Origin of the sequence: Synechococcus sp. CBW1004, assembly GCF_015840715.1 — a bacterium.
Taxonomy (GTDB): domain Bacteria; phylum Cyanobacteriota; class Cyanobacteriia; order PCC-6307; family Cyanobiaceae; genus Cyanobium.
This window is the reverse complement of the sequence record NZ_CP060397.1, coordinates 570,510-596,672: the sequence shown is the minus strand read 5'-3', so window position 1 is coordinate 596,672 and position 26,163 is coordinate 570,510. Positions and strand designations below refer to the sequence as shown.

The following is a 26,163-nucleotide window of genomic DNA, read 5'->3' as shown; positions in this document are numbered from 1 at the left end:
CGTGGAAGTTCGCCGACGTCGACGGATCCTGGGTGGATTGTCCCGATGGCTGCTCGCCACGGTGCTCGCCCTGGGCCTCATGCAGGGCGTCTTCTCTGGGCTTGAGACCTCAGCCTCACTGCCGCCGGCCGCGCGTGGCACCCCAACAAAGCCACTGCCGCAGAGCAGCGAGGTGCTCGCGAGTCGCTCGATCTGGAGCCGGCCGGAGAGCTACCCGCTGGATCAAAGGCCCAGAGCGGATCTGTATCGCGCCAGCGCTGAGTGGATCGGGCGCCTGATCCTGCCGACGCCGCAGGAGATTGCCGCTCCTGAGGCCCCGCGTGAGGACTGGGTGTGGATCGCGTTGGAGCAGGCCCCGTTCGACCATCAGGCGCTCATCGGTCAGCGGCTGAGGCTGCGTTGGGCGGATCGCGCGGAGCTGCAGCGCCTGGTGGAGACCGTCACCACGACCATCCAGCTGGGCAAAGAGGCCCGGCAAGCTGCGGCCCAAGGCAATGAAGTGCCGATCCGACTGGATGGTCGACGGGTCGGGCCGCTGCAGTCGCTGGCAGGAGCTCGCCGCAGTGACGACCTGACGGTGGAGCTGGAGGGTGTGAGCCTCGAGGCGCTGACCCCAGAAGGCGGAACGCTGCGCATCGCCCGGCCGCCCGTGCAGATCACCGGTCGCTGGCAGGGCCTGGTCACCGTGCTCGGCCCGGCGGCTGGTGAGGACCTCTGGCGGGTCCGGCATTTCAGCTCAGCCAGTGGCGGCTTTGACGGGGAGAGCGAGACGATCCGCATCCCCGCCCTGCCCCCCGATCGCTATGGGCGGCGGATGCTCGACCCTGCGGGCCTGGCTGCTTCGCCTCTCAACGCCCAGGGCTGGTTGATCCAGGGGGCTCCGGCCCGCGACGGGGTGTTCACCGTGCAGGCCCTGACCTCCTACGCCTGGCTGGAGCTCACGCCCAGCCGGGTGGTGAGGGGCACTGCCCCAGCTCTGTCTCAAGTGCGCCACGACAGCTGGAGGGCGCCCCTGCAGCGCGGCAACCTGCAGACCACCGCCCTGATCCCCGATGGGGTGTGATCCGCGCCGATCTGCGCCTGGTGGCCGGCGAGGTCGATGCCATCTTCCGCGGCCTGCGGGATGTGCGCACGATCAACGCCGAGGCCCTGCGCCAGGACGCCCGTTCCCGCCTGGCGGACGGCCGCTATCGCGACAGCCTGCAGGAGCTGGAGGTGGCCCTGGCCGAACTGCTCGACGCGGCGCAGCACGCCTCGCCGCTTGATTTCCCGATCGCCTGCGATCTGTTCCAGTCGGCCAAGGCACGACAGGAGCCGCTCCGCCCTGCGGTGGTGTCGGCATGGAGGTTCATGGTCGAAACACGCGGGTCGATCCTCAAGCCATGGCTCCACTCCCTCCTCAGCAGCAGCGACCGATCTGGATTCAGCTCAGCCTGATCTGGCGTTGGCCGCTGGCCCTCGTGCTGAGTGCCGTAGCGCTGGGAGAAGCAGGCAAGCAGCTGCTGTCCAAGCCGGTGCCAGTCGCCATCAGCGGCGCCATCCCCCTCACCATTGCGGTGGCTTCGCGGTTGCCGGTGTCGATCCAGGCCGAGCGATCGGGCGGTCTGCAAACCCAGCTCACCAGCTCGGTCGGAGGGCTGCAGGTGGCACCGGTGCAGGTCCGCTCCCCGATTCAGGCGGACGTCCAGCTCACCAGCCCTGCCGGGGGTCTCCAGGTGGCACCGGTGCAGGTCCGCTCCCCCATCCAAGCGGTTGTCAGCTCAGAGAAGGAGCTGCCGGTGAAGGCCGCGGTGAACCTGAATGCACCGGTGAAGGTGGCAGCCAGTGAGGAGCCGCTGCGGGTGGAGGTCGAACCGTCAGGCCAACCGATGCAGGTGGACGTCAGGCAGATGGACCCTCTGCCCTGAATCAGGTCTCCCTGCTGGGTGAGGAGGCAAACCGGAGCCAGCTTCCCCTCATGCTGACTGAGACACGCGCTCTGCTGTTCAGCGCTCGCCGGCCCCGCGATAGCGCACGGGCGTGACATCACCCATCCACTCGATGCGGCTGCTGTGCAGATCGTAGTAGCCCGCCACCACGGCCAGATGGCCGGCCCTGAGGCGATCGGTGAGCAGCACGCTGGAATGCACCAGGTTGCCGGCGGCACTGAGCGTGTGGCGCCGGCAGGACTCCTCCAGGGAACGGTGATCGCCGTATTGCAGCAGCTCCATCCGCAGCTGACCGACCACCTGCGACAGGCTCGGGGTGAGCAGCAGCTCCGGATGCAGGGCGGCTGAGACGGCACCACAGCCTTCATGCCCCAGCACGACGATCAGGGGCACATCCAGGTGCCCGACCGCGTATTCCAGGGAGGCGATCGCGGCTGTGGTGCTCATCGTGCCGGCGTTGCGCACCACGAACAGATCCCCGAAGCCGCTGTCGAACAGCAGCTCCACCGGCACGCGCGAATCGGCGCAACCCAGCACGGCGGCCAGGGGATGCTGCCCCTCGATCACGGCCTGCATCCGCTCCCGTGTGCTGTGGGGGTGCAGGGAATGTCCCTGAAGAAAGCGCTCGTGACCCTGCTGCAGCCAGGTCAGCACCGCCGCCGGACGCTCTTCTGGCTCGTGGTGGCTGAGCGGATCGAGGCGGTCGGAGTCATTGCCGGCTTCAGCCATCCTGATCGATCTGGATGTGCGGACAACAATGCAAGGTCTGACAGCTGCTGGGCTGAATCGATGTTCAGGTTGGACGGAGCGGAACATCACGACAAGGCGAGAACCTGGATCAATCTGATCCTTGGGCTCCATCCACAATCAGGCTCGACCGTGCTGACCGGCAAGGGCCATGCAGAGGTCAGCTGCCCATAGGCATCGGGTGCGCGCCGAAATCCTCACGGCTAGCAGCACCAGAAGAGCCGCGGAGATGAACGGTCAAATCCATTACACTGATCCCAAACATCCTCTGCAGTTTTGCGTGGCAGGCCTCAGGGATTGCTGGACTGTCCTCAGTCTCCCCGAGTCAGCATGTACATCATCGAGTCGCTCCACCCCGATGGCTGGAGAGAGCAGGGCAGCGCCAGGATCGAATACTGGGCTTATCAGGAGGCCCAGGCCAGATGCTGTTCCGATGGTCGCAACACCAGGATCATCGAGCCCCTCACCCGTCAGATCATCGCACTGATCGACACCAGCAGCTGCCGGCTCAACCCCGCCAGAGCCTCTGACCTGCCTCTCTGCCGTGAGCCTTCAGAGCTGTCAGGCTGAAGCCGATACAACAGGAACGCTGGCTGGCTGGCAGCTCTGCGCTGATGGCGCCCTGCTCCAGTGGTTCCTCGGGGCCGACGACCTCTGGCCCCTGGCCTCCGACCTGCGCTGGCAAGGCGGCGCCGCGCCTGTGTCGGGTGGTCTCAGCCCTCTGCAAATCGGCCCCGCTGCCAGATCAACCATTCCGGTCTGAGCGCATCGACAACACCTGCTGATCGGCTTGCTGGCGCCTGCCACAGGGCTCAGCTCTAGAATGAGAACCATTCTCGCCGGGGACTTCGGATGCGTTCTCCTGTCGGGCTCCAGGCCCTGTTCAGGTTGACCGGGGGGCTGATCGGGGTCCTGTTGCTGGCCGCCTGCGGCGCACCACGCCAGGAGCCCCCTGATGCCGCAGCTGACAGGACGTTCAAGGTGGTCACCACCTTCCTGCCGATCACCCTGTTCACCCGGGCCGTCGCCGGGGACTGCGCCACGGTGACCCCCCTCATCCCTGCCAACACAGGGCCCCATGAGTTCCAGGCCAGGCCAGCCGATCTGACGACCTTGCGCCAGGCCCGGGTGCTGGTGAAGAACGGGCTGGAGTTGGAGAGCTTCCTCGACAAGCTGGTGGCCTCCGCCGGCAACAGCGATCTCGCCGTGATTGATTCCAGCCGGGGTATTGACACCATCGACTCGGCGGAAGCCGAAGCGGAGCACGGCCATGCCCATGGCGACGAGCATCGAGAGGATGGTGACCACGGTCATGCCCATGGGGCGGTCAACCCCCACATCTGGCTGGATCCGTTGCGGGCCGTGCAGCAGGTGGAAACCATCCGCGATGGCCTGATCAAGGCGGACCCGAGCTGCGCCGAGGGATACAAGCGCAATGCAGCCGCGTACATCACCCAGCTGCAGAAGCTCAACAGCGAGATCGCCGATCAGCTCAATCCCTACAGCGGCAAGACCTTCATCGCCTTCCACGATGTCGCCCCCTACTTCGCCCAGCGCTATGGCCTGAAGGCCGAATTCCTGGTGGATGTGCCGGAACTGAACCCCAGTCCCGCCGATCTGCAGCGGGTGGCGGCCGAGGTCAGGTCAACGCAGCTCAAGGCTTTGCTGAGCGAACCGCAGGAGGGGCGGCGCTCGTTCAACACCCTGGCCCAGGATCTTGGGGTGAAGATCGTTGTGTTTGACCCGTTGGAAACGGGAAGCCTCAATTCCGCCAAGGATCCGGGAACCTATCTGCAGGTGATGCGACAGAACGCAGCCGCTCTGATTCAGGCCTTCGGTGGTTGAAGGCTGATGGGATCGTCTCCCAACGGCGGGGACAGGAGCACGCTGTTGGAGGCCCTGCTTGCGCTGTTGCCCAGTTCTGGCACCCAGGTCCTGTAGGACCTGAGCAGCCCCTGGGCTGTGCATGCCCCGGTGCGCAAGCTTCCCCGCTTCAGCTGACGAGCTGCCAGGGCGGCAAAGATGATCTCAACGCCATGATCCGCATCCGCCCTTCAAGAACTCCAGGATCAGTCCATAAAACATCTCAGGGCGCTCGATGAAGACACCATGGCCGCTATCGGGAATCACACTCAGCTCAGCTCCCGGGATTTCATAGCAGAGGAATTCAGAGCCAGCCATCGGGGTGAGCAGGTCATGCTCCGCGGCGATGATCCGCGTAGGGCAACGGATCTGCTTCAGAAGCGCCCGTGTGTCGAAGACGCGCAGAGCCTCGGTTTGGGCAACATAGCCCTGTTGCGTCATGGGATGAGGATGACTGACAACCGATCGGATGTAGCTCTCGACCCTCTCACTGTCCTTGAGAAAGGGCATATCGAACAGCACTGGGAGATAGTTTCTTGCCCTCACCTCGAGCGGTACTCCACAGTCGTAAAGGGCGATCTGCTGGCTTGTCGCCAACTGTGAGATCACGGAGAATATTGGCTCGCTACAGGCAATCACCAGCCGGTCTACAAAATCGGCGGCTATCGCCGCAATGATCTGGGCAATGTGTCCACCCATCGAGTGGCCCACGAGATGGGCCTTGTGGATGCCGAGGCTTGCGCACAGGTCGAGGGTGTCGCGGGCCAGCATCTCCAGTCGATAGGGCCCCTCGGGAATGCTGCTTTGACCGCAGCCTCGGTTGTCGAAGACGGTGACGCGAAAATCAGGCGCCAATCGCGCTGTTTCCCACATCTGGTGATCGGCGCTGAGTCCAGAGATCATCACCACATCGGGCCCGCTACCGATTTGCTGGTAGAAGAGATCGAGGTCTCCAATCCTCTGAAATGGCATGGCTTGCCACTCGTGCCTGTCTCCAGAGTGTATGCAGCCAGACGGGTTCCTGAGGGGGTGAGGTCCGCCTCTCTGTGCGTTGCGCGATCTCATGATTCAGCCGGGATCGACCAGCCATCTCGGCCGGGATCATTCGACCGATCCTGAACTGTGACCACCAGCCGACGAAGATCTCGATCCGGCGGAAGGTTCGTGCTCGCTCAGCTCCGGGTTGTCGGCTGTGGACCCGCCATGGCATCGCGCAGCTTGCCCGTATTGCCGCTCAGCAGCACATCGCTGCTGCGCAGACCTTGCAGGATCTCCACCCGATCAGCGGACTGCTGCCCCACGACCACTGGGCGGTCACCGCCGTGCCAGCCGGAGGAAGGGGTGCATCGACGGCCTCGGCACGCACCACGTTGACCCGGTTGGCACTGCCGCTGTCTGGAGCCACGGCCAGTACGCGGGCGCGCAGCTCGCGAGATCCTGCCCGCACCCGCAGCAGCTGGCCGCTCGCCAGGTTGGCGGCCAGCACCGGCGACACCAGAAAGCGGAGTTCGCTGCCGCGAGCATCGCTCACCTGCGCCACCTCCTCACCGGCCTGGAGCACCGCTCCCGGTGAGGCCTTGACAGCCGCGATCTGGCCCTGGATCGGGGTGCGGATCAGCAGACGGCCCATGCCATCGGGCTGGCCCATCGCCATGGCCTTGGCTGCTGCGGCCCGGGCTTCAGCCGCTGCCGTCACGCTGGCGATGCGGCGGACAGACTCTCCAGCTCCTGCGCGGAGAGGGCACCCTGGCGGGCCATGGGCAGGGCCAGGCGGTATTGATAGGCCAGCGACTGAGCCGTGGCCCGCGCTGCATCCGCATCGGCGCGCACCACGGCTGCATCGGGGCTCTGCACTTCAGCGATCGGCGCGCCGGCCTCGACGGCAGCACCCGGTGCCACCAGCACGCGCACGATCCGACCCGCCACCGGCATGCCGACGCTGGAACTCGCCCCTACCGCTGGCCTCCACAAAGCCGGAGATCGGCCGTTCGGTGCCGCTGCTCACCTCCGGGCGCACCGCGGCCAGGCCGGAGCGACGCAGTTGCTCGTCGCTGAACGCGAGGGAGTCGCTGCGCTCGGTGCTGGCTGTTTCGGCAGCTGACGGGGCTTTGCCTGGGCTGCCCTGCAGGCGCCCCAGCGCGATGCCCAGCAGCAGCGATGCGCCGATCGCCACAGGAAGCAGCACCCGGGGCTGACGCAGACGACCCGTGAGGTGGGGAAGGCTGAGGTTCATGGCTGGGGGGCAGCAAGGGAGAGCACCGGAGCCGCAGCAGGGGGCAGCAGCCAACGGCCAAAGCAGGCGTACAGCGCTGGGATCACCAGCAGGGTGAGCGCGGTGGAGGTGATCAGCCCGCCGAGCACCACGATCGCCAGGGGTTGCAGGATTTCGTTGCCCGCCTCAAAGGCCAGCGCCAGGGGCAACGCCCCCAGAGCGGAGGAGAGAGCTGTCATCAGGATGGCGTTGAGGCGCTCCAGGCTTCCCTCGCGGATCACCTGCTCCAGGGGCTGGCCCTCGGCGTGGCGGCGGTTGTAGTTGTCCACCAGCAGCAGACCGTTGCGCACGGCGATGCCGAACAGGGTGATGAAGCCGATCAGCGAGGCGATCGAGAGCACCCCGCCGGTGAGCAGCACCGCTACCACCCCGCCGATCAGGGCCAGCGGCAGGTTGAGCCTGATCGCCACCGTGGCCGGCAGCGACTTCACCGAGGCCACCATCAGCACACTGATGACCGCGGCGGCGACCAGGCGGTAAGACACGAGGCTGGCGGTGGCCCGCTCCTCCGATTCGAACTGGCCGCCGTAGCGGATCGCATAGCCCTGGGGCAGGCGCACCTCGCGGTCGATCATGCGCTGGATGTCCTCACGGTTGATGACGTTGAAACCCAGTCCCTCCTCGATCCAGGCGACGCTGCCGAGGGGCACCGTCATGCCATTGGAGAAGGCAACAGGCACCGAGCGAATCGCGTCGAGGTTCTGACGGGCATCCTCTTTGAGCTGCACCAGCACGTCGCTGCGCACCCCGCCTTCGACAACCTCACTGGCCTGGCCTGGCCTGGCACATCCGTGGCATCACCGGCCTGGCGATCACCTTCGTGGTGGTGGGTGGCCTGATCCGGCTGGGTGGGGTGATCTGAACGTGCTCGATCCCTACAACAAAGCCAGGAGCGTCGGCCCCAGGCCGTTGCCTGCTTGCTCCGGTACGCCGATCAGCCCCTGCGCATCCCTCAGTGCTGTGCTCACACACATCGCGGAGCTGCTGGCAGGATCTTGGGCCGCTGGGCCATCACGCAAGAAGCGCTGGAGCTTGACTTTTCACATTCGCCTGGACCTTGGCGGCACGGATCGCCTGCCATGAGGAGTCAACGCCTCAGCTGGTTGCTGCGGATCGCCGGCCCCGCCTATCTGGTGGCTGTGGGCTACATGGATCCGGGCAACTGGGCCACCGACCTGGCGGCAGGGTCGCGCTACGGCTATGCCCTGCTCTGGGTGGTGGCCCTCTCCAGTGCCATGGCGATGCTGCTGCAATCGCTTTGCTGCCGTTTTGGCCTGGCCACCGGCCTGAACCTGGCCGAGGCCTGCCGGCTGCATCTGCCGAGACGCTCGCGCATTCCGCTCTGGCTGTTGGCGGAGGTGGGCATCGTGGCCTGCGATCTGGCCGAACTGGTGGGCAGTGCCATTGCCCTGCAGTTGCTCTTACGACTGCCCCTGGTCTGGGGTGTGGTGCTCACCGGCTTCGACACGCTGCTGGTGCTGGTGTTGCAGCAGCAGGGGCTGCGGCGCCTGGAAGCCCTGATCATCGCCCTGGTGGCCCTGGTGGGTGCCTGCTTTGCGGTCGAGCTGCTCCTGGTGCAGCCCGATTGGAGTCAAGTTGCTGCAGGATTGCTTCCTCGTGGAGGGTTTCTCCAGGACAGCCATCAGCTCTACCTCGCCTCCGGGATCCTGGGCGCCACCGTGATGCCCCACAATCTCTATCTGCACACCGGCTTGAGGGCACCTCGAAAAATCACGCCATGGCCTGGCCTGACCTGAAATAAGAGCTAAGATAAGAAAAGCTCAGCATACCTGAATGGGCCAGCGCGGATTCTGGGATGAAGAGAAGAGGATCCAAAAGCTTCGCCACAAGAAGCCTGTATTGACGACCCTCTCCGAGTCGATTCCCTGGGAGAGCTTTCGGTCGCTGCTGGAACAGGGATATACCCATGAGCGCAAGAGCAATGCCGGCAGGAAAAGGATCGGCCCCCTTATCCTCTTCAAGATGCTGGTGTTGCAGCAGCTGTTCAACCTCAGTGATGAGGAGCTGGATTCCAGGTCAACGACAGGCGGTCGTTCGAGGAGTTCATCGGCCTTGGAGTGATGAACTCGATTCCCGATGCAACCACCGTTGCGTTCTTCCGCGAACGGCTGCGCAATGCCGGCGTCATTGAGGAGCTGTTCGAGCGTTTTGAGGGGCACCTACGAGCCCAAGGGCTGGAAGCTCGTGGTGGACAGATTATCGATGCCACGCTTGTACCTGTGCCGAAGCAGAGAAATACTCGAGCTGAGAACGAAGCCATCAAGCAGGGCAAGCTGCCCGAAGGATGGGAAGACAAGCCAAACCGCTTGCGCCAGAAGGACCTTGACGCCCGCTGGGTGAAGAAGAACGGCACCAGCCACTACGGATATAAGAATAGCATTTGCATCGATGCGACTCATGGCTTCATCCGCAGATACGCAATCACCCCGGCCAACATCCACGACAGTCAGATGCTTACCCACGTTCTCGATCCCGAGAACAGCGATGACTTCGTCTGGGCGGATTCAGGCTATGCAGGAGTGAAGTTTGAGGAGTTACTGGAATTAGCTGGATATGAAAGCAATATCCACGAAAAGGGAACGAGGAATCATCCACTCAGCAAGGAGGCCAAAGAGAGGAATAAGCGTAAGCGTTCAGGGGTCGGGACACCCCAGTGCGTCAGTCAATCTCCGATCTCTCCTCTGAGAGGGGCCATCTGTTCCTTCCACGTGTGATCGCTGCCTCAGCGATCCGGCACCAGCGATGGCATCACGCCGCCGAGGCGATGGGCAATCCAGGCCTGCTCCAGGAATTGCCAGACATCGCGGCCCTGCTGCCGCAGGGTGGCGGTGACGGTGAGCAACCGGCTGCGGCAGATGGCGCCGCCGGAGGACTGGACGCCATGGCTGATCTTGCGGTGAATCACCGATTGCCGCAGTGCCCGCTCGGCAGCGTTGTTGGTGGGCTCGATCCCTGGCGTTTCCAGAAAAGTCCAGAGCGCCTGCTTGCGCTGCAGCAACTGGCGACAGGTTCGCACCGTCTGGGCCCAGGGCGTTTGCTCGCCCCGCTCACAGCCCAGATCCACCACCCGCTGCAGCGTGGCCTCGAACGCCAAGCGGAGGGGGTGGCATCGATGCAGGAGCTGGGGCCGGTCGATCGCTCCGCTCTTCCACTGGTGCCAGTGAGCGAACAGATGCTGCTGCAGAGCCAGCATCTGGGCTCCGATCTCCCTGCTGGCGCCCTGGCGTTCAGCGATGGCCGCCAGATCCCGGATCAGGTGGGCCCAGCACAGCTGCCGCTGCTCCACGGGCAGGTGGTTGTAGGCCGAGAAGCGATCACTCACCACGATCCCTGCAAAGGTATGGCCCAGAAGCTCCATTGCCGCTGCACTTGAGCGGCTCAGGCCCTGCAGGAACACCGTAACCAGTGGTGTGACCATGACCCACTGCCAGCCGCGCCTGCCAGCAGGATTACAACCGTCGGCGTTGCCGGTGGGGGCGCCGGTTTCATCCACGTAGGCCACCGGCTGCTGCCGGGCCACCTCCAGGGCTTCCTCCACCGCCTGCTGCAGGGCTGCGCTCAGACGTGCCCGGATGGTGGCGATAGCGCCGCGGCTGATTTCCACACCCAGCAGCTGATCCAGCAGCGCCTGGGTTCGGCCGAAACTCAGGGGAAAGGCGCTGCCCAGCAGTCCCACCAGGCCGCTCAGGCGTGGGCCGTAGCGGCTGGGCTCCACATCCGCCGGCAGCTCGGCGCAGGTGCTGGTGGAGCAGCAGGGGCAGACCAGACGGTGCAGACGGTGTTCGATCACCACCGGGCTGATCGGTGGAATCTCGATCACCTGATGGCGCAGCGGCTCCGCATCCTCCCCCTGTAGCAGGGTGCCGCAGCGGCGGCAGGCGTCCGGGTGGTGCTCGAGCACCTCATCCACACGCGCGATCGGCAGCAGCTCCGGCCCTGCTCCCGGGTGCCCCTGCTGACCACCCCGCTTGCGACCAGTGCCTTTGCAGCGGGTGGGCGGCTTAAAACCCGTGCCGTCACTGGAGGGCGGCTTGGAGGAGTTGCGGGAGTTGCGGCCGATCCGCTCGCGCAGGCTGGCCAGTTCCGTCGCCAGGTCGGTGAGCTGCGCTCGGAGCTGGTCGTTCTCCTGCTGTTGTCTCTGGAGCTGTGCAAGAACCTCAAGGAAGCCAGCCCTCACGCCCACCGGAGTGGAAGCCCAGTCCGCTTCTGAAATCCCGGCCGGAGGGGTGGTCATCGCAGGAAGTCTCTGCCTGAGATGCAACCGGGATTCAAGCCGACGTCAAGGGTTCAGTCGTATCGATGTTCGCGATGAGCTGTCCCGCCCCCCTGAATGGGTACGAATAAGCTACGCTCAAAGGTGAGAGCCCGAGTTGAACACGTATTTGGCGCGATGACAACCTGCATGCGCGGGAAGCTGACCAGGCGGATTGGGTTGGCCAGAAACCAGATATGGTGGGGACTCAGGAATCTGACCTACAACTTTCTCCGGTATCTGCACTGCACTGGCGCGACAATGGCGGCTGCCTGAAGAGACAAGCAAACAGATCAAAGACTAGCGCTCTTTCCGAACTGCTGCTCCCTGCTGAAAGCAGGGTCAGATGATGCAGGCTTTTTGTCCGTTCTGCCTACAGATGGACGGCGATTATTCGAGGTTCCCTTGATGCAGACGCGCCGTTGGGGTGATCTGGTGGGTGGTGTGCAGCGTGCGTTGCGCTACGCCACCGCTGATGTGGTGGTGGCCCAGACCTTGGCGTTTCTGGTGAACGCCGCGATTTTGGTGGTGGCTGCTGGCAGTTTCCACGGCGTGGTGGAGCAGCCGATCGAGGAGATCGCCGAGGCCTATCGCCTGCTGAGCCCGCTGCTCGGCACCCCACTGGCCAGCCTGTTGTTTGCGCTGGCATTGCTGGCAGCCGGGCAGAGCTCCACGATCACCGGCACCATGGCCGGCCAGGTGGTGATGGAGGGCTTTCTGCAGCTGCGGCTGCCCGATTGGCAGCGACGGCTGCTCACCCGCAGCCTCGCGTTGATTCCGGCTTTGGCAGTGGTTGTGTGGATGGGTGAGGGCGCCACAACAGAACTGCTGGTGCTCAGCCAGGTGGTGCTCAGCCTGCAGCTGCCCTTTGCTGTCATCCCGCTGATGATCTTCTGCGCGAATCGGCAATTGATGGCCGCTCTCCCCACTCCCCGCTGGCTGCTGCAGCTGGGCTGGCTCTGCGCTGGGCTGATCGTTCTGATCAACGCTTTTCTGCTGGTCAGCGGCATTGCAGGCTGACGGTTGGCAGACGTCGACTTGCGTGACAACCCAAGGGCTACAGAAGTCCGTCGGGAGTATCGGAGCAATGGCCGGATGGTCGCCCGCTGCTGTCTGCCGCCCAGGAGCACTCTCCCATCGGCTCCAGCCACTCACGCATGAACGGGTTGGCATCGCCGGTGTAGTGGATCAGAGCGTCCACGCTCGTCACTGCCCCCAGGGAGAGACCGATCAGGGCATTGGCAACCTTGAAGGTGCAGGCCGGCGAGAAGCGCTGCTCGGCCCGCTCACGGTTGTGACCGCGCAGTTCAGTTCCCCGCGGCCTTCATCCAGCAGCACGAAGGTGCCCACCGCGATCCAGGTCACCGGCTTGCCCATGGACTCCTGATGATGGGTGGGGGAACTCAACCCAGCCTCGCCCAACCCTCAGGGCAGCACCAACAACAGCAGGCGGTTGCCCTCCGGATCCAGAAGCCAGGCCTCGGCACCGAACGGTTCCTGCCGCGGCGGAACCGCCAGCGAGGCCCCGACAGTGAGGGCTGTGGTGATCCAGGCATTGAGCACGGCGACGGCATCCTGGCCATCCGCCTGACGTTGCAGGCACAGGGCCAGGCGACCCTGCTGACGTGGCTGCGGCCTGGTCCTGGAAGGGGCGTACAGCTCCAGCCAACCTCCGGCCGGCCAGGGCAAGCGCCAGTGCGTGCCGCTCACGCCCGGCTGCGGCTCAACGCCAAGCAAGGCGCCATAGAACTGAGCCAGTGCGGCCGGATCATCGGAGGCCAGCACGATCGAACCTGCCACGACCCTGGACTTTTGCTCGTGCATCTTCAACTCAAGGGCAGAGGGCCGCAGGACGGCCTACAGGCCGGATGCTGCCGCTCGGACGCGCGAGCGAACTGTGCCATGGGCCGGGGCCATGGGTCTTATGCGGGATTCCGTCTACTGATTCGGGAAGATGGTGTTCCAATCCTGTTTCATGTCCGCAACGAGCCAACCCCTTTCCGGGGCTGCCTTCAGAGCTTCAACAAGCTTGCCGGTGCTCGTCGTCCTGGCGTCATAGGCATATTCTCGTTCATCATCTGTATGGTGAACAAGGATGCCCATGCTGGGGCGTGGGTTCTTGATCGTGGTGTACTGAAGCATGGCATGATCGCCGTCGCTGTTGCCACAACAGACGACAGGTCGACGGCCGATATGGTGATGAATGGCGACCGGCTTGCCTTCCCTGTCATTGACGAAGAGATGGTCGAGGGTCTTGGTCAACACCGGGCCATCATCGCGAAGCTCAAAGACAGTGCGAGCCACAGAACCGACAACCTGCTCATTTGGTATGCCATACACACGCTCCACCCAGACGCGCATGAAGTCCACTCCACCGCCGGAAACGATGAAGTTCTTGAAATCGTGCGCGCGGAGAAGATCGAGCAGTTCCTGCATGGGTTGGTAGGTGAGTGCGTCATAAGGCCTGCCAAACCTTGGATGCGTTGCCGTCGTCAACCATGACTCCACAGCATGGCGAAAGTCATCGGTGGTCATTCCTGCATGGGTGAGCGCCAGAATCCGCATCAGGCCGGCGAAGTCATCGCCTTTGAGGAGCTCCTGCAGATCACCCGCCAGGGCGGCCTGCACCATGAGATCGCCCGTGAGTTCGGGTTCAACATGGATACGTCGCTTCAGTTCGTCAATCGCAAAAGCGGCCTGAAATGGCATGGGGTTCTCCGGCCAGAGCGTGCCATCGTTGTCATGAACGGCAATCCGCTCTGCCACAGGCAGGAAGTCGGGTGATGTCTCGTCTGTCACCCTGGCGACGAACGCGAGAATGCCCTGCTTGGTTGGGCCCTCATTCCAGGAGGGAAGCGGATCAGCAGGCATGAAGGTGATGGCATCGAGCCCAGGGTTCAGTTGAGGAACCTCTGGAAAACCCATGATCAGCCTTGGTGAAGCGCCGAGATCTCAGTCGGGTGCGTCTGCACTCCCGGCGGCGGCTGGGTTTTCCAGAGCTTCCTTGAGAGTGATCGTTCATTCAGAAGCCAGAATCGTTGGGACTGCTGCCACCGACGGAACAATCATCACCACCGCTCAGCAGCTGCGTTGAGCGGATTGTGCATCGGAAGCAGACGGGAGCGCTGGGGTTCTTTCGGTCGAACACCCTGCCGCGCTGGCGGCCGGTCGCCACGTGCATCTCCCGGTGGAAGCCCGGCCTTCTCCACCAGCAGGGGCGCCAGGGTTCGCAGGGCCTGCTCCGCCTGCGGGCCCGCCGTGTTCGTGAGCAGCACCACAGCCACGTCACGGCGGGGATCCACCCAGAACTGGGCCAGATTCATCGTGTTGGACCCTGCATGCATCAACCACGGACCTGAGGCCCAGGCCGGCTTCACCACACCCCAACCGAGGGCATAGCTCCCGTCTTCAGGCCGGTTCGGATCCGTGACGATCACCGGCGTGTGCAGCAACCGCTGGCTCTCCGGCGACACCAGCTCCGGCCCGCGGCGTCCCTCACCCGCCGTCCAGCCGAGCCAGCGGGCGGCGCCGAGCAGGCCCATGTGAACCGTGCCCGCCGGTCCGATCACCGGGAGGTTGTCGCCATTGGGACCGGCCAGCATCGGCAGCAGCGTGTCCTGCACGCGTCGATGGCCGAGCGGCGCATCGGTGAGACCTGGGGTCGACTGCGGACCCAGCCCCGCGCCTGCCAGCGCCAGCGGCTGGAAGATCTGCTCCTGGATCAGCTCCTCCCAGGTGCGCCCCTGCAGCCGCTCCAGAGCGGCTCCCACCAGGATGGTGTTGGCGTTGCCATAGAGAAAGCGCGTGCCTGGCGGGCTCTGTAGCGGCTGGCGCACGAAGATCTTCACCATCTCGAGGCGCAGGCCATCAAGGTTGGCCTTGCCGTTCTCCCCGATCTGCTGCAACGCCGCCGCCAGAGCATCGTCGCCGATTCCACTGCTGTGGCTCAGCAGCTGGCGGACGGTCACGCCGGCCATCGCCGGGCGCATCGTTGCCCGCAGCCCCGGGAACAGCTCAGCCAGGGTCGAGTCCCAGCGCAGCAGGCCCCGCTCCACGGCTATCGCCGCCAGCAGCGCCGTCATCGCCTTGGTGCAGGAACCCAGGTGAAAGCGGTCCTGCAGCGTGACCGGTGTGGCGGCATCGACTCGGCGAAGCCCCACCGCACCGGCCGCCACCACCTCCCCCCTGACGACCACCGCGGCGGCCAGGGCCGGCAGCCCATGGCGCAAGCGCACGGGCTCGAGCAGTCCATCGAGCGAGGCCCGGGCCCAGGCGCCGACCGGCTGCAGGGCGATCGCCAGGGCGGCCAGGACGCGCAGGGCTGAACGCAAGCTCTCCCGCACCACGAAAACGCCCTCGTTGGCATTCCCAGCATGCGCAGGGATCCCCCTCGCTGCCAGGGGAGTGACGGCCCGCCCCCCGTCGACGATCTCGCGGAGGTCTTCATGCCTACCCTCCAGCCATGGGCAGACCCTGGCCTTCTTCGCTGACTCCGCGTCTCCTGTGGCGCTGCCTGTGGGTGTTCCTGCCGATCAGCGGCGCCATCAGTCTGGTGCTGCTGCCGATGGTGGCGCTCTACGAGCACAGTCGCCGCCAGGCCCTGGAGGCGCAGGTGGAAGGGCTGCTGGAAGCCGGCAGCAAGCAGGTGGAGTTCACACTCCAGGAGGTGGCCGCCAACACCGCGGTGATCACCACCGTGCCGGCGATGCGCGATGTGCTGGGGGTGTCCAGTCCCAGCCCCGCGAGACGACAGCGGTTGGAGGCGGTGTTCCGTTCCCAGCTGCGGGGATACGAACGCCTCAGGGCCCTGGCGGTGGTCAGCACGGACGGCCGCCTGTTGGCGCAAGGCAGCCGCAACACCACCCCGCTGCCGGCGGCGGCTGTGGCCAGCGCCCTCAGCAGGGCGCAGACCCTCAAGCCCGATCAGCTGTGGCTCTCCAGCGTGCAATGGCCGGCGCGGGATGCCCCGGAGCTGCTCGCCGCCCGTCCCCTGGTCGACGCAGCCGGCCAGCGCAGCGGCCTGCTGCTGGCGGTGGTGGCCTTCACGCCCCTGGCCCACGACTTCAACCGGATCACCAACAGCGGTCCAGCCCTGGAGCTCGGCTACCTCCTCAGCGACGACGGCCGCACGATCAACGCGCCACCCGGTGGCAGCGCCGGCATGAACTTCGCCGCCCGCTTCCCACGGGTGTGGCAGCAGATCCAGCGCCAGCCCCGCGGGGTGGTCCACACCGACCAGGGGCTGTTTCTCTATTTCGCTGATCCCCTGCTCCCGCCGGCCCAGGGCGGCTCGGGTGAGGGGCTGTTCGTGTTCGACAGAGACCGTCAGCGGCAACCGCTGGCGGTGGTGATCCAGGTGCCGGCGGATGCGCTCCACCGCACCTCTGTCTTCGCCCAGCCCGTCGGTCTGGCGCTGGTGGCCCTGCTCTACGGACTGGCGGCCGCCGGCAGTGTCGGCCTCGTCATCTACAGGCGCCACCTCGAGCAGCTGAAGGAGGAGGAGCGGCGCCTGCAGCAGCGCCTCGAAACGGTGCAACAGAGTGCCGGCGTGGGCATGTGCCTGTGCGATCCGCTCTCGGGGCGGTTTCTCACGGTGAACGCAGCCCTGTGCGCGTTCTTCGGCCGCAGTGACGCCGAGCTGCTGCGGTGCACCTGGCAGGATCTGACCCACCCGGAGGATCTGGAGGCCGACCAGAAGCTGGCGGTCCGGCTGCATCACGGCGAGTTCGACAGCTACCGGCTGCGCAAACGCTTCCTGCTCCGCGATGGCAGCAGCAAGTGGGGTGACCTGGTGGTGGCCTGCACCCGCGACCCTGACGGCAGCATCCGCGACCTGATCGGACAGATCGCCGACGTGAGCGAGCTGGTGGCCAAGACGGCTTACCTGGAGGCAGCATCCAGCGCCGGGGTGGTGGGCATCTGGGACTGGGACATCACCTCCGATGTGCTCACCTGGGACCCGGTGATGTACCGCCTCTACGGCCTGCGGGCGGAGGACTTCGAGGGCACCCGGGAAGCCTGGGAAAAGGCCGTGCATCCGGACGACAAGGCCTTCGTGCTGCAGGAGCTGCAGGGCGCTCTGCGGGGCTGGCGGGAATACCAGCCCCGCTTCCGGGTGATCTGGCCTGACGGCTCGATTCACACCATCCAGGCCCGAAGTCGCCTCAGCCTCCGGCCCGATGGCACGCCGCTGCGGATGATCGGCGTCAACTACGACATCACCGAACAGGTGGAGCGTGAGCAGGAGGTGCAGCAGCAGCGCCAGCTGCTGTCGGCCACCATCGATGCTCTGGTCGATCCTCTGCTGTTCCTGACCCTCGACCAGTCGGCGCTGGGCGATCCGCAGCTGCGGATCGCCGAGATCAACCCCGCCGCTGCCGCCTTCTTCCGTCGCAGCCAGCCGCAGCTGTTGGGCCAGCCGTTGCCTGAGGCGATACCAGTGACCTGCAATGAACACCTCCATCAGAGGCTGATGGCGGTGGCACGTGGCGGACCGCCTTGGCTTGCCGATGAATCCCCGCTGTGGCTGTGCGAAGAGCAGCCGCCGCTGTATCTCGATCTGCGGGCGGTGGCGATGCGCCAGGGGCTGGTGCTCAGCTTCCGTGATGTGAGCGAGCGGCGGCAGGCCAGCCACAGGATCGCCAGCTCGGAGGAGCGCTTCCGCCTGCTGGCCGAGAACGCCTCCGATGTGGTGTTCCGCGCCAATCTGACGGGCGAGACCGAGTGGATCACCCCCTCGGTGACCCCCCTGCTCGGCTGGGCCCCGGCCGAACTGGAGCAACAGCCGTTCGCTGACTTCGTGCATCCAGGCGACCTGGAGTTGCTGATGGACATGCGGGCCGCCTTCCGGCGGGGCGAGCGGCGCCAGTTCCGCCTGCGCGTCCGCCATAAGGATGGCGGCTACCACTGGGTGGGCGTCAATGCCCGGGGCGTCGTGGACAGCGACGGCAGGGTGACGAGCCTGGTGGGCAGCTGGCGGGATGCCCAGGCCGAGATGGAGAGCGAGTTTGCTCTCGAGAGGCGCGCCCGCACCGATCCGCTCACGGGCCTGTTCAACCGCCAGGAGATTCTCGAGCAGCTCGAGCAGCTGGAGCATCACCGTCGGGCCAGCGATGGGGCTCTGGCGGTGCTGTTCTGCGACATCGACCACTTCAAGGCGATCAATGACCGTCACGGCCACGGCGGTGGGGACAAGGTGCTGCAGGCTCTCGCGGATCGGTTGCGGCAGAACATCCGCCAGGGCGACCTGGTCGGTCGCATCGGCGGCGACGAACTGCTGGTGGTGCTGCAGGCCGTGCCCTCCCTGCAGGCGGCACTGGCGATCGCCGCCAAGGTCCACACCGCCGCCCACGCGCCCCTGCAGCTGGAGGATGGGGAGGTGGTACCCACCCTCTCGATCGGCGTCACCCTGATCCAGACCGGCGATGCGATCGACGCGGTGGTGGCGCGGGCCGATCAGGCGATGTACCAGGCCAAGAGCGGCGGCCGCGACAGGGTGATCGCGATCAGCTGAGGCGCCGGCGCCAGGAGCTGGAGGCACCGAAATCGCCGCCAGGACGAGAGGGGAATGCGGCAGCGCATCGCCACAGAATCCTGACTCGGGGTGGTTCGGAGCGTGCTCGTTGTGCCATCGCTGCTCTGGAGCATCTGTCGTGAGCGAACGGGTGAGGATTCCAGCTGATTCCTCATCATCAATTCCGCGCTGCATGGTTCTGCTTTCAAGACCCCTTCGCCTGGGAAGTGCTGGGGCTTCAGGGTGAAGGGCACCCACATGTCTCCTGGGTTCGCGCCGCTCCGCCGAGGTGTCCGCTTCACGGCCTGATCTGATCTCCTAGAACGAGGCCCGTGCGCATGGACAGGAGCGCGATGCCGACAGCTCCCTTGCCTGCCCTTCCCCAGCCCCACGCGGAACCGATCTCCCGGGTGCTGGAGCTGTGGGGCAGCGATGCCGTACGAGGCCTGAGCGACGCCGAGGCCGAGCGGCGCCTGCAGAGCCACGGACCGAACACCCTCACCCGGCGCGGCGGCACGCCCTGGTGGCTGCGGTTTGTGCTGCAGTTCAACAATCCGCTGCTGATCACCCTGCTCGTGGTGGGCAGCGTCAAGCTGGCCCAGGGCCATCCTCGCGATGCCCTGGTGATCTGGAGCGTCACGGTGATCAATGCCGTGATCGGTTTCGTGCAGGAGAGCAAGGCCGAGGATGCGATCGCTGCCCTGGCCCGCTCCGTGCAGACCGAGGTGGAGGTGGTGCGGGACGGCCGGCGCCGCCGTCTGGATTCCGCCCAGCTGGTTCCCGGCGACCTGGTGTCGCTGCAGGCCGGCGCACGGGTGCCGGCCGACCTGCGCCTGCTGCAATGCCGCAACCTGCAGGCCGATGAGTCCGCCCTGACCGGAGAGTCGCTGCCGGTGGGTAAGGGCACCACGGCCGTCGAAGCGGAGGCGCCGTTGGCCGAGCGGATCGGCATGGCCTACGCCGGCAGTTTCGTCACGGCTGGCCAGGGTCTGGGCCTTGTGGTGGCCACGGGTGACCGCACGCAGGTGGGCTGCATCTCCACCTCACTGCAGGAGCAGGTGGATCTCACCACCCCGCTCACCCGCAAGTTCGCGCGCTTCAGCCGCACCCTGCTCAGGGCGATTCTCGTGGTGGCCGCTCTCACGTTCCTGGTGGGGGTGGTGCGGGGGCGGGGTGCCGAGGAGATGTTCGATGGCGCCGTGGCCCTGGCCGTGGGGGCCATCCCGGAGGAGCTGCCGGCGATCGTCACGATCACCCTGGCGATCGGGGTGCACCGCATGGCGCGGCGTCGGGCGATCATTCGCCGCCTGCCGGCTGTGGAAGCCCTGGGCAGCACCACGGTGATCTGCTCCGACAAGACCGGCACACTCACCCAGAACCGGATGACGGTGCGCCACCTCTACGGCGGTGGTGCCCTCATGGCCATCGAGGAGCTCTGGCCGGCCAACGGCTCCTTCAGCAATGTGGCGCTTCAGGAGACCGTGCTGGCCGGATTGCTGTGCAATGACGCCCGGCCCAGTACGCGGGAGGGCCTGGTGGGGGATCCCACGGAAACGGCCCTGCTGGCGGCGGCCCATTCGATCGGCATCGATCGCCAGGCGGCCATGGACCGCCACCCGCGCCGAGACGCGATCCCGTTTGAATCCGAACAGCAGTTCATGGCCACCCTGCATGGCAGTGAGCGGATCCTGCTGAAGGGTTCCGTGGAGGCGGTGCTGCAGCGCTGCAGCCGTCAGCTCGATGCCGCCGGTCGGCCCCGGCCGCTCGATCGCGCTGCCATCGAAGCCGCCGTGGCGAGGATGGCGGCCCAGGGCGAGCGGGTGCTCGCCTTTGCCATCGGCCAGGCCGATCCCAGCCTCGACCAGCTGGAGCATCGCCACGTCGCGGCAGACCTCGATTTCCTCGGTCTCCAGGGGATGCTCGATCCGCCGCGTCCCGAGGCGATCCGGGCCGTGGCCGCCTGCCAGGCCGCGGGCATCCGGGTCAAGATGATCACCGGCGATCACCTCGAGACCGCCCGGGCGATCGCGCTCCAGCTTGGAATCGGCAGGGACCTGGGGCAGAACGCGGGGCCACCGCCGGAGGTGGTGGCCGTCGATGGACCGGAACTGGCGACAGTCGACCCCGATGCCCTGGCCGGATTGGTGGATCGCGTCGATGTGTTCGCGCGGGTGGCGCCCGCCCAGAAGCTGCAGCTGGTGCGTGCCCTTCAGGCCAACGGCGAGGTGGTGGCGATGACCGGTGACGGCGTCAACGACGCCCCGGCCCTCAAGCAGGCGGACATCGGCATTGCCATGGGGGAAGGCGGCACCGAAGTGGCGCGGCAGGCGGCGGACATGCTCCTTACCGATGACAACTTCGCCACGATCGAGGCGGCGGTGGAGGAGGGGCGCACGGTCTACCTCAACCTGCGCAAGACCCTGGCCTTCGTGCTGCCGGTGAATGGTGGCGCCTCGATGACGATCCTGCTGTCCGCCGTGCTGGGTGCCCCTCTGCCGATCACGGCGCTGCAGGTGCTCTGGCTCAACATGATCTGCTCGCTGACGATGTCGCTGGCCCTGGCGTTCGAGCCGATCGCTCCGCAGCTGATGGTCCAGCCGCCGCGCCCCCCCGAGCAGCCCCTGCTCACCGGCGGCCTGATCCGTCGCGTGCTGGTGGTTTCGCTGTTCAACTGGGCGGTGATCTACGGGCTGTTCTTCTGGGGTCAGCATCACAGCGGCGGACTGGCCCTGGCCCGCACCATGGCCGTGCAGGGCCTGGTGCTGGCCCACCTGGTGTATCTGGTGAGCATCAGCCAGCTGCGCCGTGGTCTGAGGACCCTGCCCCGGCTGGGTTGGCGTGCGCTGATGCAGGCACCCGCCACCCTGCTGGCAATCGCCGGCACGCTGGCCGTGCAGGCTGTGTTCAGTCAGACGCCGGCGATGAACAGCTTCTTCGGCACGGCGCCGCTGGATCTGGAACTGCTTCTGATCTGCGCGCTGCCCATGCTGCTGATGCTGCCGGTGGCCTGGCTGGGCGAACAGCTCGATCCCACCGATGGAGCCGCGCGGCCCGGGCCTGCGCTCCCGCTTTCACCGAAGTGATGCCGGACGCCAGGGCGCCGCGGCGCACCCAGGTGCCTGCTCGTCTGCCCAGAATCTGCGGCTGAAACCAGGAGGCTTCCGGTGCGACTGGCCACGGCCTGGGCCCTGTTCCAGGGGCTGCTGATCGAAGCGCTGCCGTTTCTGTTCATCGGCGTGCTGATCGCCTCCCTGGCCCGGTGGTGGAGTCCCGGGGGCGAGTGGCTGCGGCGGCTGCCGCCCCATCCCGTGCTCGGGCCCCTCAGCGGCGCGGCGCTCGGCTTCGCCCTGCCGGCCTGTGAGTGCGGCAATGTGCCGGTGGCGCGCCGCATGCTGGTGGGCGGTGCACCGATGGGCAGCGCCCTGGGATTTCTGTTCGCCGCGCCGGTGCTCAACCCGATCGTGCTCCTGAGCACCTGGGCCGCCTTCCCCGATCAACCCTGGATGCTGGTGGCCCGCCCGCTCGGTGCGGTGCTGCTGGCCCTGGCCCTGGCCCTGCTGCTGCGACAGCTTCCGGAGGGAGAACTGCTGCAGGACGATCTGCTGGAGGAGCGGCGCCTGCATCAACCCCTGGCGAGCGTGAGCCTGCTCGAGCGCGGTTCGGGGGTGATCGGTCTGCCGGTCGGCGCGACGCCTGCTCCGGCCCGGGTGATCAGGCCCCCCTGGAGCGAGGTGCTGCGCCATGGCAGCCGCGAATTCATCAGCCTGGCGCTGCTGCTGGTGATCGGCTGTGCGATCGCCGCCTCGGTGCAGACCCTGCTGCCGCGCGAGTGGCTGCTGGCGGTGGGGGGTGCCCCGACCCTTTCGATCCTGGCGCTGATGCTGCTCAGCCTGGTGGTGTCGGTGTGCTCCAGCGTCGATGCCTTCCTGGCCCTGGGGTTCGCCGCGCATGTCACCCCCGGGGCCCTGCTCGCCTTTCTGCTTCTCGGTCCGGTGATCGATCTCAAGCTCGTGGGCCTGCTCGGGTTGCTGCTGCGACCCCGCGCCCTGCTGCTCACCAGCGCCGGTGCCGTGCTGGTGGTCCTGCTCATCGGTCAGTGGGTGAACCTGTGGCGTCTCTGATCCGTGCTGCCGTTCTGGGCCTGTGGGCCGCCGTGCTGCTGCGCAGCAGCGTCGACGGCCGGCTTGATCTGCTGTTGCGCGCTGCCTTCCATCCCCTGGTCCTTGTGGCAGGACTCGCCCTGCTGCTGATCGCCCTGCTTCAGCTGGTGCTGGGCTGGAAGCAGCGGTCGGTCGCCGCCGAGCGGACCGGGCTGCGGCGCGATCGGCGCCAGGCCCTCTTCAGTGCCGCCATCGCCCTGCTTCTGCTGGCGGTGCCTCCCGCACCCTCCTTCGCGGATCTGGCCCGCCAGCGGCCAGCCGACGACACCGTGACGGAATCCCTCAGCTTCGTGCTGCCGCCGGCCCAGCGCAGCCTCACGGACTGGGTGCGGCTGCTGCGCCAGCAGCCCGACCCACAGCTGCATGCGGGCGATCCGGTGCGCATCAGCGGCTTCGTGCTGCCGATGCCGGACCAGCCGCCCCAGCTGGCGCGGTTGCTGGTGCGCTGCTGCCTGGCCGATGCCACTCCCGTGGGGCTGCCGGTTCGCTGGCCCGCCAACGCACCATCCCCTGTCGCCGACACCTGGCTGGCGATCGAGGGCCGCATGCAGGTGGAGGGAGACCATGTGGTGGTGGTGCCCGACCGGATCCGACCCATCCCGAGGCCGGCCCGGCCGCTCGAGCCATGACTCCCCTCTGGAAACGCCCGCTGGTGCTGGCCCTGGGGTTGCCGGCGCTCCTGGCGCTGGTGCAGCAGCAGCTCCTCCAGCGCCAGCCCCCGCGGCTCGAGCAGCTCCGGCAGGCTCCGGCAAGCTCCGGTCCGGCGGCCCTGCAGGTGCGCTTCAGCCGGCCGATGACGGCCGCGGGACTGGAGAAGGACAGTCGCCTCGATCCTCCCCTGACGCATCGCTGGCTCGGGCAGGGCAGCACCCTGCTGCTGACGCTCGAGGAGGGACAGCGGATCGAGGGTCCGCTGAACCTGCTGCTGGCCGGCCATGACCCGCGCGGCCTGGCTCTGCGCCCCAGCCGCTGGCACTGGGATCCGCGCCCGTCGGTGGTGGCTGTGGTGCAGGTCGCCGGAGGGGAGCAGCTGCAGCTGCGCGACCACACCGGTCGCTGGCGGCCGATCAGTCCGATCTGGCGGGCGATTCCGATGATGCTGCCGCTGGGGGATGGCTCCGCGGTGGCGGCCGCCAGCCAGCTTGCCGACGGCCGTCTGCAGCTGTGGCGCATTCCGCTGCAGCAGCACAACCCCCGCCGGGCATCAGCGCAGAAGGGCGACCTGGAGATCGGCCGCGCGATTCCGTTGGCGGACGAACCGGTGTTCTATGCCCACTTCAGCAGCAACCGCCGCGGCGATCTGCTGGTGCAGAGCGGTCGGCTCGAAGCCGACGGCAGCTCCACCGTGATGCATGCCGCAGGTGGGGGCATCCACGCACTCACCACCCAGGCCGGAGGCCCGATCCGTCTGGCCCCGGAAGGCGGCGCCATGCTCGTGCCCGAACCGGAGGGCCTCAGCCTCCAGACCCTGCCGGCGTCGCTGGGGGGCAGCGAACCGGTCCGTCGTCAGATCCTGCCGGGCAGCCGCGATCTGAGCAGCTTCTGCCCGCAGGCCGGGCGCGCCTTGCTGGTGCGCCACTGGCCCGACTACCGCCGCTCCCTGGAGCTGGTGGAGCCGGGGCAGGCCCCGCGGCAGCTCTGGCTGGGCGGGGAGGCGCTGCTGGCCAGTGCCTGCAGTCGTGGCGGCCAGGGGGCGTGGGCACTGCTGCTGGAGGGCATCCGGCAGCCGCGCCTGAGCGTGGCCCGGTTCAGTGGCGATGGACGGCTGTTGGCACGTCGCAATCTGCCGGAGTGGGAAGCTGAACCCGGCGCCGGTCTGCACTGGGATCCCAGCACCGGCCAGCTGCTGACGGTGTTGCGGCCCCTGTCTTGGAGGGGCGACGGCAGGCAGGCGGCCCGGGCCGTGCTGATCGATGGGGAGCGACTCACGGTCCAGCCGCTGCCGCCATCGGTGACCCAGGCCCAGTGGCTGCCGGGCGGATAGCGCCGTCTCTGCCCTCAGAGGCCCACCGGCCCCGGCATGCTCAGCTCACCTGACCGGAGGCCATGGCCCCCAAGCGCACCCTCAATGCCAGGAACCTGGAGGCGCTGGGGGCGGCGGTCCTGGCGGAGCTGTTGATTGAGGTGAGCGCCGGCCATGCCGTGATCCAGCGGCGTCTGCGCCTGGCGCTTGCCGCAGCCGGCGGCGCCGCGGAGGCGGCCCGGGAGGTGCGCAAGCGATTGGCAGCGATCGCCCGGTCCACCACCTTCATCGATTCGGCCAGGCGCAAGGCGCTGCTGGCGGATCTGGAGGCCCAGCAGCAGGCGATCACAGGGCCGATCGCCGCCGCCGATCCGGCGCTGGCGGTGGAGCTGCAGGTGCGCCTGCTGGAGCTGAGCGAGGGGGTGCTGGACCGGTGCTCCGATTCCACCGGGGCGGTGATCGGCCTGTTCCAGCGGGGGGTGGACACCCTGGCCAGCCTGGCCGCCGCAGCGAACACCCCCACAGGCACCCTGGTGGAGCACGCGGCGGATCTGCTGCAGGAGCACGGCTACGGCCAGTTCGAGGGCCTGATCCCGGCGCTGGCGCCGGTGCTGGGGGAGGCAGGCCTGCGGCAGCTGGAGGAGGCCCTGCTGGAGCGCGGCGGCATCGATCGCTTCACGATGGAGCAGCTCGCCCGCGGCCGGGGCGATCTGGAGGGCTATCTGGAGCTGTTCGAGCCCTCCCAGCTCACCTGGCCCGCCACCGCCGCCGAGGTGGCGGGCCATCTCCTGCAGGCCGGCCGCGCCGAGCAGGCCCTGACCGTGCTGGATCACGCCGCCGGCGCGACGCAGATCATGGAGGCCGAGGTGTGGCACGCCACGCGCATCGCCGTGCTCGAAGCCCTCGGCCGCAGCGACGACGCCCAGGCGCACCGCTGGCTGGTGTTCGGCAGAACCCTCTCGATTCCGCTGCTGCGCGACTACCTCAGGCGGCTCGATGACTTCGCCGATGTAGAGGCGGAGGAGCGGGCGCTGGCGGTGGCGGAGGCGCATCCGCTGCGGCTGGCGGCACTGCAGTTCCTGGTGTTCTGGCCCTCCCTGCCGCGGGCGGCCCGGTTCGTGATCGAGCACTGGGAGGTCTGGGATGGCGACGCCTTCGAGATCTATGAACCCGCCGCCGAGCGCCTCAGCGCCGAGCATCCGGTGGCCGCGAGCCTGCTGCTGCGGGCGATGGTGGTGTTCGCCCTGTCGATGGGCCGCTCGAAGCGCTACCGCTACGCGGCCGAGCACCTGCGCCAGTGCGAGCGGCTCGCCGCCTGCATCGACGACTGGCAGGGGGTGGAGCCCCACAGCAGCTTCGCGGGGAGGCTGCGGGAGGCCTTCGGCCAGAAGTGGAGCTTCTGGCAGCTGCTGGAGCGCTGAGAGGTGCGGTGTGCCCTGGCGTC

General features: G+C 67.0%; 26 protein-coding genes and 1 pseudogene. 17 read left to right on the top strand and 10 right to left on the bottom strand.

All coding sequences use genetic code 11. The features are described 5' to 3' along the window. Positions 1–37: 37 nt before the first annotated feature. Genes H8F25_RS02835 through H8F25_RS02825 form a run of 3 tightly spaced genes read left to right on the top strand, consistent with a single transcriptional unit; the run spans position 38 to position 1,907 of the window. Positions 38–1,063, top strand: a complete 1,026-nt coding sequence (locus tag H8F25_RS02835; RefSeq protein WP_197211931.1) for a hypothetical protein — start codon at positions 38–40, stop codon at positions 1,061–1,063. Further along, positions 1,060–1,437 carry a hypothetical protein gene (locus H8F25_RS02830; protein WP_197211930.1) on the top strand — a complete coding sequence of 126 codons (378 nt, stop codon included), beginning with the start codon at positions 1,060–1,062 and terminating at the stop codon, positions 1,435–1,437. Before H8F25_RS02835 ends, H8F25_RS02830 begins: the two co-directional genes overlap by 4 nt. After that, positions 1,383–1,907, top strand: coding sequence for a hypothetical protein (locus H8F25_RS02825; RefSeq protein WP_197211929.1), 525 nt, complete (start codon positions 1,383–1,385; stop codon positions 1,905–1,907). Before H8F25_RS02830 ends, H8F25_RS02825 begins: the two co-directional genes overlap by 55 nt. Before the next feature lie 78 nt (positions 1,908–1,985). On the opposite strand, the gene H8F25_RS02820 is transcribed toward H8F25_RS02825, so the two are convergent. Then, the gene (locus H8F25_RS02820) at positions 1,986–2,657 is read right to left on the bottom strand and encodes a carbonic anhydrase (protein ID WP_197211928.1); all 672 of its coding nucleotides are present in this window, start codon (positions 2,655–2,657) and stop codon (positions 1,986–1,988) included. A gap of 348 nt (positions 2,658–3,005) precedes the next feature. Between H8F25_RS02820 and H8F25_RS02815 the strand changes: the two genes are divergently transcribed. From H8F25_RS02815 to H8F25_RS02810, 3 genes are all read left to right on the top strand, one after another. Continuing rightward, entirely contained in the window at positions 3,006–3,245 is a 240-nt protein-coding gene (locus H8F25_RS02815; RefSeq protein WP_197211927.1) for a hypothetical protein, read from the top strand. After that, entirely contained in the window at positions 3,220–3,438 is a 219-nt protein-coding gene (locus tag H8F25_RS17500; RefSeq protein ID WP_231597017.1) for a hypothetical protein, read from the top strand. The genes H8F25_RS02815 and H8F25_RS17500 overlap by 26 nt, the downstream gene beginning before the upstream one ends. An 89-nt stretch (positions 3,439–3,527) precedes the next feature. After that, a complete protein-coding gene (locus H8F25_RS02810; RefSeq protein ID WP_197211926.1) occupies positions 3,528–4,520 on the top strand; it encodes a metal ABC transporter solute-binding protein, Zn/Mn family in 993 nt (330 codons plus the stop codon). Between the two features lie 183 nt (positions 4,521–4,703). On the opposite strand, the gene H8F25_RS02805 is transcribed toward H8F25_RS02810, so the two are convergent. The 5 genes and pseudogenes from H8F25_RS02805 to H8F25_RS02785 all read right to left on the bottom strand — a co-directional run. Beyond that, positions 4,704–5,510: an alpha/beta fold hydrolase gene (locus H8F25_RS02805; protein ID WP_197211925.1), complete on the bottom strand. Its 807-nt coding sequence runs from the start codon at positions 5,508–5,510 to the stop codon at positions 4,704–4,706. Positions 5,511–5,772: 262 nt separating this feature from the next. After that, entirely contained in the window at positions 5,773–6,234 is a 462-nt protein-coding gene (locus H8F25_RS02800) for an HlyD family secretion protein (protein ID WP_197211924.1), read from the bottom strand. Further along, entirely contained in the window at positions 6,231–6,470 is a 240-nt protein-coding gene (locus tag H8F25_RS02795; RefSeq protein ID WP_370525799.1) for an HlyD family efflux transporter periplasmic adaptor subunit, read from the bottom strand. Before H8F25_RS02795 ends, H8F25_RS02800 begins: the two co-directional genes overlap by 4 nt. After that, positions 6,394–6,771: a hypothetical protein gene (locus tag H8F25_RS02790; protein ID WP_197211922.1), complete on the bottom strand. Its 378-nt coding sequence runs from the start codon at positions 6,769–6,771 to the stop codon at positions 6,394–6,396. Before H8F25_RS02790 ends, H8F25_RS02795 begins: the two co-directional genes overlap by 77 nt. Then, positions 6,768–7,577 (bottom strand): annotated as a pseudogene (locus H8F25_RS02785) (efflux RND transporter permease subunit); the annotation flags it as partial. The pseudogene H8F25_RS02785 and the gene H8F25_RS02790, both read right to left, overlap by 4 nt. A 312-nt stretch (positions 7,578–7,889) precedes the next feature. Here H8F25_RS02785 and H8F25_RS02780 point away from each other — a divergent pair. The 3 genes from H8F25_RS02780 to H8F25_RS02775 are packed head-to-tail and all read left to right on the top strand — an operon-like array spanning position 7,890 to position 9,545. Continuing rightward, positions 7,890–8,567, top strand: a complete 678-nt coding sequence (locus tag H8F25_RS02780; RefSeq protein WP_231597015.1) for an Nramp family divalent metal transporter — start codon at positions 7,890–7,892, stop codon at positions 8,565–8,567. 37 nt (positions 8,568–8,604) lie between these two features. Beyond that, complete coding sequence (locus H8F25_RS17920) at positions 8,605–8,892, top strand: transposase (RefSeq protein WP_255518295.1); 288 nt, start codon at positions 8,605–8,607, stop codon at positions 8,890–8,892. Further along, the gene (locus H8F25_RS02775) at positions 8,892–9,545 is read left to right on the top strand and encodes an IS5 family transposase (RefSeq protein WP_255518294.1); all 654 of its coding nucleotides are present in this window, start codon (positions 8,892–8,894) and stop codon (positions 9,543–9,545) included. Before H8F25_RS17920 ends, H8F25_RS02775 begins: the two co-directional genes overlap by 1 nt. 8 nt (positions 9,546–9,553) lie before the next feature. On the opposite strand, the gene H8F25_RS02770 is transcribed toward H8F25_RS02775, so the two are convergent. Next, positions 9,554–11,065, bottom strand: coding sequence for an IS66 family transposase (locus tag H8F25_RS02770; RefSeq protein WP_197210249.1), 1,512 nt, complete (start codon positions 11,063–11,065; stop codon positions 9,554–9,556). 96 nt (positions 11,066–11,161) lie between these two features. On the opposite strand from H8F25_RS02770, the gene H8F25_RS02765 reads away from it, so the two are divergent. Both H8F25_RS02765 and H8F25_RS02760 read left to right on the top strand, forming a co-directional pair. Beyond that, positions 11,162–11,359, top strand: coding sequence for a transposase (locus tag H8F25_RS02765; RefSeq protein ID WP_370525798.1), 198 nt, complete (start codon positions 11,162–11,164; stop codon positions 11,357–11,359). Positions 11,360–11,491: 132 nt separating this feature from the next. After that, the gene (locus H8F25_RS02760) at positions 11,492–12,103 is read left to right on the top strand and encodes an Nramp family divalent metal transporter (protein WP_231597014.1); all 612 of its coding nucleotides are present in this window, start codon (positions 11,492–11,494) and stop codon (positions 12,101–12,103) included. Positions 12,104–12,508: 405 nt separating this feature from the next. Here the strand turns inward: H8F25_RS02760 and H8F25_RS02755 are convergent, their stop codons facing one another. The 3 genes from H8F25_RS02755 to H8F25_RS02745 all read right to left on the bottom strand — a co-directional run bounded on the left by H8F25_RS02755 (position 12,509) and on the right by H8F25_RS02745 (position 15,414). Further along, a complete protein-coding gene (locus tag H8F25_RS02755) occupies positions 12,509–12,907 on the bottom strand; it encodes a VOC family protein (protein ID WP_197211921.1) in 399 nt (132 codons plus the stop codon). Positions 12,908–13,021: 114 nt separating this feature from the next. Then, a complete protein-coding gene (locus H8F25_RS02750; RefSeq protein WP_231597013.1) occupies positions 13,022–14,008 on the bottom strand; it encodes an HAD family phosphatase in 987 nt (328 codons plus the stop codon). A gap of 143 nt (positions 14,009–14,151) precedes the next feature. Beyond that, the gene (locus H8F25_RS02745) at positions 14,152–15,414 is read right to left on the bottom strand and encodes a serine hydrolase (protein WP_197211920.1); all 1,263 of its coding nucleotides are present in this window, start codon (positions 15,412–15,414) and stop codon (positions 14,152–14,154) included. A gap of 131 nt (positions 15,415–15,545) precedes the next feature. Here H8F25_RS02745 and H8F25_RS02740 point away from each other — a divergent pair, with 131 nt between their 5' ends. The 6 genes from H8F25_RS02740 (at position 15,546) to H8F25_RS02715 (ending at position 26,140) form a co-directional block, all read left to right on the top strand. After that, a complete protein-coding gene (locus H8F25_RS02740) occupies positions 15,546–18,596 on the top strand; it encodes a PAS domain-containing protein (RefSeq protein WP_197211919.1) in 3,051 nt (1,016 codons plus the stop codon). A gap of 353 nt (positions 18,597–18,949) precedes the next feature. Beyond that, complete coding sequence (locus H8F25_RS02735; protein WP_197211918.1) at positions 18,950–21,679, top strand: HAD-IC family P-type ATPase; 2,730 nt, start codon at positions 18,950–18,952, stop codon at positions 21,677–21,679. Between the two features lie 81 nt (positions 21,680–21,760). After that, positions 21,761–22,717: a permease gene (locus tag H8F25_RS02730; RefSeq protein ID WP_197211917.1), complete on the top strand. Its 957-nt coding sequence runs from the start codon at positions 21,761–21,763 to the stop codon at positions 22,715–22,717. Then, positions 22,714–23,385 (top strand): TIGR03943 family protein, encoded by a 672-nt coding sequence (locus H8F25_RS02725; RefSeq protein WP_231597300.1) that lies wholly within the window; start codon positions 22,714–22,716, stop codon positions 23,383–23,385. The genes H8F25_RS02730 and H8F25_RS02725 overlap by 4 nt, the downstream gene beginning before the upstream one ends. After that, positions 23,382–24,740, top strand: a complete 1,359-nt coding sequence (locus H8F25_RS02720; RefSeq protein WP_197211915.1) for a hypothetical protein — start codon at positions 23,382–23,384, stop codon at positions 24,738–24,740. Before H8F25_RS02725 ends, H8F25_RS02720 begins: the two co-directional genes overlap by 4 nt. Before the next feature lie 62 nt (positions 24,741–24,802). After that, the gene (locus H8F25_RS02715) at positions 24,803–26,140 is read left to right on the top strand and encodes a DUF6880 family protein (protein ID WP_197211914.1); all 1,338 of its coding nucleotides are present in this window, start codon (positions 24,803–24,805) and stop codon (positions 26,138–26,140) included. Positions 26,141–26,163: the final 23 nt, after the last annotated feature.

Bases quoted from the DNA above. Each gene is read 5' to 3' on its own strand.
- H8F25_RS02825 (WP_197211929.1), top strand. From the start codon at position 1,383: ATGGCTCCACTCCCTCCTCAGCAGCAGCGACCGATCTGGATTCAGCTC.
- H8F25_RS02820 (WP_197211928.1), bottom strand. From the start codon at position 2,657: ATGGCTGAAGCCGGCAATGACTCCGACCGCCTCGATCCGCTCAGCCAC.
- H8F25_RS02815 (WP_197211927.1), top strand. From the start codon at position 3,006: ATGTACATCATCGAGTCGCTCCACCCCGATGGCTGGAGAGAGCAGGGC.
- H8F25_RS02810 (WP_197211926.1), top strand. From the start codon at position 3,528: ATGCGTTCTCCTGTCGGGCTCCAGGCCCTGTTCAGGTTGACCGGGGGG.
- H8F25_RS02805 (WP_197211925.1), bottom strand. From the start codon at position 5,510: ATGCCATTTCAGAGGATTGGAGACCTCGATCTCTTCTACCAGCAAATC.
- H8F25_RS02795 (WP_370525799.1), bottom strand. From the start codon at position 6,470: ATGCCGGTGGCGGGTCGGATCGTGCGCGTGCTGGTGGCACCGGGTGCT.
- H8F25_RS02790 (WP_197211922.1), bottom strand. From the start codon at position 6,771: ATGAACCTCAGCCTTCCCCACCTCACGGGTCGTCTGCGTCAGCCCCGG.
- H8F25_RS02780 (WP_231597015.1), top strand. From the start codon at position 7,890: ATGAGGAGTCAACGCCTCAGCTGGTTGCTGCGGATCGCCGGCCCCGCC.
- H8F25_RS17920 (WP_255518295.1), top strand. From the start codon at position 8,605: ATGGGCCAGCGCGGATTCTGGGATGAAGAGAAGAGGATCCAAAAGCTT.
- H8F25_RS02775 (WP_255518294.1), top strand. From the start codon at position 8,892: ATGAACTCGATTCCCGATGCAACCACCGTTGCGTTCTTCCGCGAACGG.
- H8F25_RS02770 (WP_197210249.1), bottom strand. From the start codon at position 11,065: ATGACCACCCCTCCGGCCGGGATTTCAGAAGCGGACTGGGCTTCCACT.
- H8F25_RS02765 (WP_370525798.1), top strand. From the start codon at position 11,162: ATGGGTACGAATAAGCTACGCTCAAAGGTGAGAGCCCGAGTTGAACAC.
- H8F25_RS02760 (WP_231597014.1), top strand. From the start codon at position 11,492: ATGCAGACGCGCCGTTGGGGTGATCTGGTGGGTGGTGTGCAGCGTGCG.
- H8F25_RS02755 (WP_197211921.1), bottom strand. From the start codon at position 12,907: ATGCACGAGCAAAAGTCCAGGGTCGTGGCAGGTTCGATCGTGCTGGCC.
- H8F25_RS02750 (WP_231597013.1), bottom strand. From the start codon at position 14,008: ATGGGTTTTCCAGAGGTTCCTCAACTGAACCCTGGGCTCGATGCCATC.
- H8F25_RS02740 (WP_197211919.1), top strand. From the start codon at position 15,546: ATGGGCAGACCCTGGCCTTCTTCGCTGACTCCGCGTCTCCTGTGGCGC.
- H8F25_RS02735 (WP_197211918.1), top strand. From the start codon at position 18,950: ATGCCGACAGCTCCCTTGCCTGCCCTTCCCCAGCCCCACGCGGAACCG.
- H8F25_RS02720 (WP_197211915.1), top strand. From the start codon at position 23,382: ATGACTCCCCTCTGGAAACGCCCGCTGGTGCTGGCCCTGGGGTTGCCG.
- H8F25_RS02715 (WP_197211914.1), top strand. From the start codon at position 24,803: ATGGCCCCCAAGCGCACCCTCAATGCCAGGAACCTGGAGGCGCTGGGG.